This window comes from Streptomyces sp. NPDC030165 (assembly GCF_055573595.1).
The window spans coordinates 109,399-114,345 of sequence record NZ_JBVIBD010000014.1; the positions used below are offsets into that span (position 1 = coordinate 109,399).

At 69.4% G+C, this 4,947-nt stretch carries 4 protein-coding genes; 1 reads left to right on the plus strand and 3 read right to left on the minus strand.

The window, feature by feature from the left end; all coding sequences use genetic code 11:
• Positions 1 to 80 precede the first annotated feature (80 nt).
• From ACZ4Z1_RS25400 to ctaC, 3 genes are read right to left on the minus strand one after another with little or no spacing between them, the layout of a single operon-like run.
• Complete coding sequence (locus ACZ4Z1_RS25400; protein WP_030593216.1) at positions 81 to 479, minus strand: cytochrome c oxidase subunit 4; 399 nt, start codon at positions 477 to 479, stop codon at positions 81 to 83.
• Positions 476 to 2,206 (minus strand): aa3-type cytochrome oxidase subunit I, encoded by a 1,731-nt coding sequence (ctaD, locus tag ACZ4Z1_RS25405; RefSeq protein WP_468488913.1) that lies wholly within the window; start codon positions 2,204 to 2,206, stop codon positions 476 to 478. The genes ACZ4Z1_RS25400 and ctaD overlap by 4 nt, the downstream gene beginning before the upstream one ends.
• The gene (gene ctaC, locus ACZ4Z1_RS25410; RefSeq protein ID WP_468488914.1) at positions 2,203 to 3,165 is read right to left on the minus strand and encodes an aa3-type cytochrome oxidase subunit II; all 963 of its coding nucleotides are present in this window, start codon (positions 3,163 to 3,165) and stop codon (positions 2,203 to 2,205) included. The genes ctaD and ctaC overlap by 4 nt, the downstream gene beginning before the upstream one ends.
• A 280-nt stretch (positions 3,166 to 3,445) precedes the next feature.
• On the opposite strand from ctaC, the gene ACZ4Z1_RS25415 reads away from it, so the two are divergent.
• A complete protein-coding gene (locus ACZ4Z1_RS25415) occupies positions 3,446 to 4,834 on the plus strand; it encodes an aminotransferase class V-fold PLP-dependent enzyme (protein ID WP_468488915.1) in 1,389 nt (462 codons plus the stop codon).
• Positions 4,835 to 4,947 lie beyond the last annotated feature (113 nt).

Consider the following 4,947-nt stretch of genomic DNA (forward strand, 5'->3'; position numbering starts at 1 on the left):
CCCCCCCCCTCCCCCCCCCCCCCCCCCCCCCCCCCCCCCCCACCCCCCCCCCCCCCCCCGCCCGGTGTACGGGAGCCGTCTTACTGCGTGCGGTTCTCGCCGCGGTAGTACTCGAAGACCCAGCCGAACAGACCGATCAGGATGACCGGGGCCGAGAAGTAGAGCAGCCACCAGCCGAAGACGACGCCCAGGAAGGCGAGCGCACCGCCGACGCCCAGGGAGAGCGGCTGCCAGCTGTGCGGGCTGAAGAAGCCCAGCTCACCGGCGTCGTCGGAGACCTCGGCCTCGTCGTTGTCCTGTGCTCCGGCGTCCACCCGGCGCGCCGTGAAGGCCAGGTAGTAGCCGATCATGATGCACAGGCCGAAGGCGAGGAACAGCGCGGTGGTGCCCGCCGGCTCCTTCGACCAGACGCCATAGACGATCGCCATGGCGAGGACGAAGACGGAGAGCCAGATGAACATCTTGCCCTGGATCTTCACTTGCCGACCTCCTTGCCGCCGAGCAGCGCCGTGTCCTTCTGGCCCTCGTTCTCGATGGCTTCCAGCGCCGCGATCTCAGGGTGGTGCAGATCGAACGCCGGGGATTCGGAGCGGATGCGCGGCAGCGAGGTGAAGTTGTGCCGCGGCGGCGGACAGGAGGTCGCCCACTCCAGCGAGCGGCCGTAGCCCCACGGGTCGTCGACCTCGACCTTCTTGCCGTACTTGGCCGTCTTCCAGACGTTGTACATGAACGGCAGCATCGACAGGCCGAGCAGGAACGAGGCGATCGTCGAGATCGTATTCAGCGTGGTGAAGCCGTCCGCGTTCAGGTAGTCCGCGTAGCGCCGCGGCATGCCCTCGGCGCCCAGCCAGTGCTGGACGAGGAAGGTGCCGTGGAAGCCGACGAACAGCGTCCAGAACGTGATCTTGCCGAGCCGCTCGTCGAGCATCTTGCCGGTGAACTTCGGCCACCAGAAGTGGAAGCCGGCGAACATCGCGAAGACGACCGTGCCGAAGATGACGTAGTGGAAGTGCGCCACCACGAAGTACGAGTCCGAGACGTGGAAGTCCATCGGCGGCGACGCCAGGATGACGCCGGTCAGACCACCGAAGGTGAAGGTGATCAGGAAGCCGACGGCCCAGAGCATCGGTGTCTCGAAGGACAGCGAGCCCTTCCACATCGTGCCGATCCAGTTGAAGAACTTCACACCGGTCGGTACCGCGATCAGGAACGTCATGAAGGAGAAGAACGGCAGTAGCACGCCGCCCGTCACGTACATGTGGTGCGCCCAGACGGTGACCGAAAGGCCCGCGATCGAAATCGTCGCCGCGATCAGACCGATGTAGCCGAACATCGGCTTCCGGGAGAAGACCGGAATGACCTCGGAAATGATGCCGAAGAACGGCAGCGCGATGATGTACACCTCGGGGTGGCCGAAGAACCAGAAGAGGTGCTGCCACAGCAATGCGCCGCCATTGGCCGCGTCGAATACATGCGCCCCGAATTTACGGTCCGCCTCCAGGGCGAACAGCGCGGCGGCCAGGACCGGGAAGGCCAGCAGGACCAGCACACCGGTCAGCAGCACGTTCCAGGTGAAGATCGGCATGCGGAACATCGTCATGCCGGGAGCGCGCATGCAGATGATCGTGGTGATGAAGTTGACCGAGCCGAGGATCGTACCGAAGCCGGAGAAGGCCAGACCCATGATCCACATGTCGGCGCCGACGCCCGGCGAGCGGACCGCGTCCGACAGCGGCGAGTAGGCGAACCAGCCGAAGTCGGCCGCGCCCTGCGGGGTCAGGAAGCCGGCCACCGCGATCAGCGAGCCGAAGAGGTACAGCCAGTACGCGAACATGTTCAGCCGCGGGAACGCCACGTCGGGCGCGCCGATCTGCAGCGGCATGATCCAGTTGGCGAAACCGGAGAACAGCGGCGTCGCGAACATCAGCAGCATGATCGTGCCGTGCATCGTGAACGCCTGGTTGAACTGCTCGTTCGACATGATCTGCGTGCCGGGACGAGCGAGCTCGGCGCGCATCAGCAGCGCCATCAGGCCGCCGATGCAGAAGAACGCGAACGAGGTGACCAGGTACAGCGTGCCGATGGTCTTGTGGTCAGTGGTCGTCAGCCAGCTCACCACGACGGAGCCGGGAGACTTCTTTCGTGCGGGCGGTGCTGCCGGAGCCGTTGCGGCGGCGGCACCCTGAGGTTCGTTGAGGATGCTCACTTGTTGTTGGTCTCCGCGTTCCTGGCGTGATCCGTCTGCTTGATGCCCGACGGCAGGTAACCGGTCTGGCCCTTCTTCGCCAGGTCCTTCAGGTGCTCCCGGTACTTCTCGGGGGAGACGACCTTGACGTTGAAGAGCATCCGGGAGTGGTCGACGCCGCAGAGCTCGGCGCACTTGCCCATGAAGGTGCCCTCCTTGTTGGGGGTCACCTCGAAGACGTTGGTGTGGCCGGGGATCACGTCCTGCTTCATCAGGAACGGCACCACCCAGAACGAGTGGATGACATCACGCGACGTCAGGACGAACTGAACCGTCTCGCCCTTGGGCAGCCACAGGGTCGGGCCCGGGTTACCGGTGTCCGGGTTCCGCGTGCCCGGGATGCCCTCGTCGTACACGCCGTCGGCGCCGGCGGGGACGTTCTTCTTCCACTTGTCCGGGATCGCGGAGAGTTCCTTGGAGTCGATGTTCGTCGTGGACTTGTCGCCGTCCACGTTCTCCAGGTAATTGAACGCCCAGCTCCACTGGAAGCCCACCACGTTGATGACGTGGTCGGGCTTCTTCGAAGTCTTGAGGAGTTCGCTCTCATCGCGCGCGGTGAAGTAGAAGAGCACCGCGATGATGATGAACGGAACGATGGTGTACAACGCCTCGATGGGCATGTTGTACCGCGTCTGTGCGGGGACCTCCACCTTGGTCCGGCTGCGGCGGTGGAAGATCCAGCTCCAGATGATCAGGCCCCACACCAGCACGCCCACCGCGAGGGCGGCGGCCCAGGAGCCCTGCCAAAGGGAGAGGATCCGCGGCGCCTCTTCAGTAGCCGGATTGGGCATGCCGAGGTTGGGAAAGTCCTTGTATGTGCAACCGGTCGAGGTTGCCAGGACCAGTCCCGCAGCCAGCACCTGCGGCAGCTTCCGCCGCATCGGGCGCCGCGACGAGCGGTCGGAGCCGTTGGGACTCACGTAGCGCCTTCCCGAGAGTCTCGCCCGCGAGACCGGCTGCGGCCGTCTCGCTGGTCGGTCGCCGGCCCTGGCACGGGCAGGGGTTTGGATGTTTATGCGGACCAAACCCTACTGGACGCTATTTGGGGTCGCGCGGGGAGGGTGCCCAACGCGCCGCACCGCTCCCCGAAGGGGTGGCTGCGGCATCCGGGGGAAGCCCGCCGAGCCCCGGAATGCCGGGCTCCGGCGGCCTTCTGACGCCGCGCCCGGGACAGGCGTACGACGCGCTAGCGTCTGGGGCGTGTCCTACTTCGATGCCGCCTCGGCCGTTCCGCTGCACCCGGTCGCCCGGGAAGCACTGCTCGCCTCGCTCGACGAGGGCTGGGCCGATCCGGCCCGCCCCTACCGGGAGGGCCGCCGGGCCCGGCTGCTGCTGGACGCCGCGCGGGAGGCCGCGGCGGAGGCCGTCGGCTGCCGGCCCGACGAACTCGTTTTCACTCCATCGGGGACGCAGGCGGTGCATTCGGCCATGTCCGGCACGCTCGCCGCACGTCGGCGTGTCGGCCGCCACCTGGTCCACTCCGCGGTGGAGCACTCCGCCGTCCTGCACGCCGCCGCGGCCCACGAGGCGGCGGGCGGTTCGGTGTCCGAGGTCGGCGTGGACCGTACGGGCCGGGTGGCCGCCGGGGATTTCGCCGCCGCGCTGCGCCCGGACACCGCGCTGGCCGCCCTGCAGTCCGCCAATCACGAGGTGGGCACCGAGCAGCCGGTGGAGGAGGCCGCCGCGGCCTGCCGGGAGGCGGACGTGCCGCTGCTGGTGGACGCCGCCCAGTCGCTCCCCTGGGGCCCGGTCGGCGGCGCCTGGTCGCTGCTGACGGCGAGCGCGCACAAGTGGGGCGGTCCGCCCGGTGTGGGGCTGCTGGCCGTCCGCAAGGGCACCCGGTTCGCGCCGCAGGGCCCGCGGGACGAGCGGGAGTCCGGCCGGGTGCCGGGCTTCGGGAACCTGCCCGCCGTGATCGCGGCGGCGGCGTCGCTGCGCGCCGTACGGGCCGAGGCGGCGGCCGAGGCGGTGCGGCTGCGGGAGCTGGTCGACCGGATCCGTACGCGGGTGGCCGGGACGGTGCCGGACACCGAGGTCGTCGGCGATCCCGTGCGCCGGCTCCCCCACCTGGTCACCTTCTCGTGTCTCTATGCCGACGGGGAGACCCTGCTGCACGCGCTGGACCGGGCGGGGTTCTCCGTCTCCTCCGGGTCGTCCTGCACCTCCAGCACGCTGACACCGAGCCATGTGCTGCGGGCGATGGGGGTGCTGTCGGAGGGCAACGTCCGGGTGTCGCTGCCGGCGGGCACCGCCGAGGCCGATGTCGACCGCTTCCTGGACGTGCTCCCGGAGGCGGTGCGCTCCGTACGGGAGCAGCTGGGCGCCCCGGCGGCCGCGCGGCCGGAAACCGCCTCCTCCCCCGCCGCGGAACACGTCGTGGACGCCCTGGGCAAGCGCTGCCCGGTGCCCGTCATCGAGCTGGCGAAGGTCATCGGCGACGTGCCGGTGGGCACCACTCTGACCGTCCTGGCGGACGACGAGGCGGCGCGGCTGGACATTCCCGCGTGGTGCGGGATGCGGGGCCAGGAGTACGTGGGCGAGCGGGCGGCCGAACGCGGCACGGCGTACGTGGTGCGGCGCCTCGTGTGACCGGGCAGCGGCACGGGGGGGGGGGGGGGGGGGGGGGGGGGGGGGGGGGGGGGGGGGGGGGGGGGGGGGGGGGGGGGGGGGGGGGGGGGTGGGGGGATGTTGGGGGGGGGCGT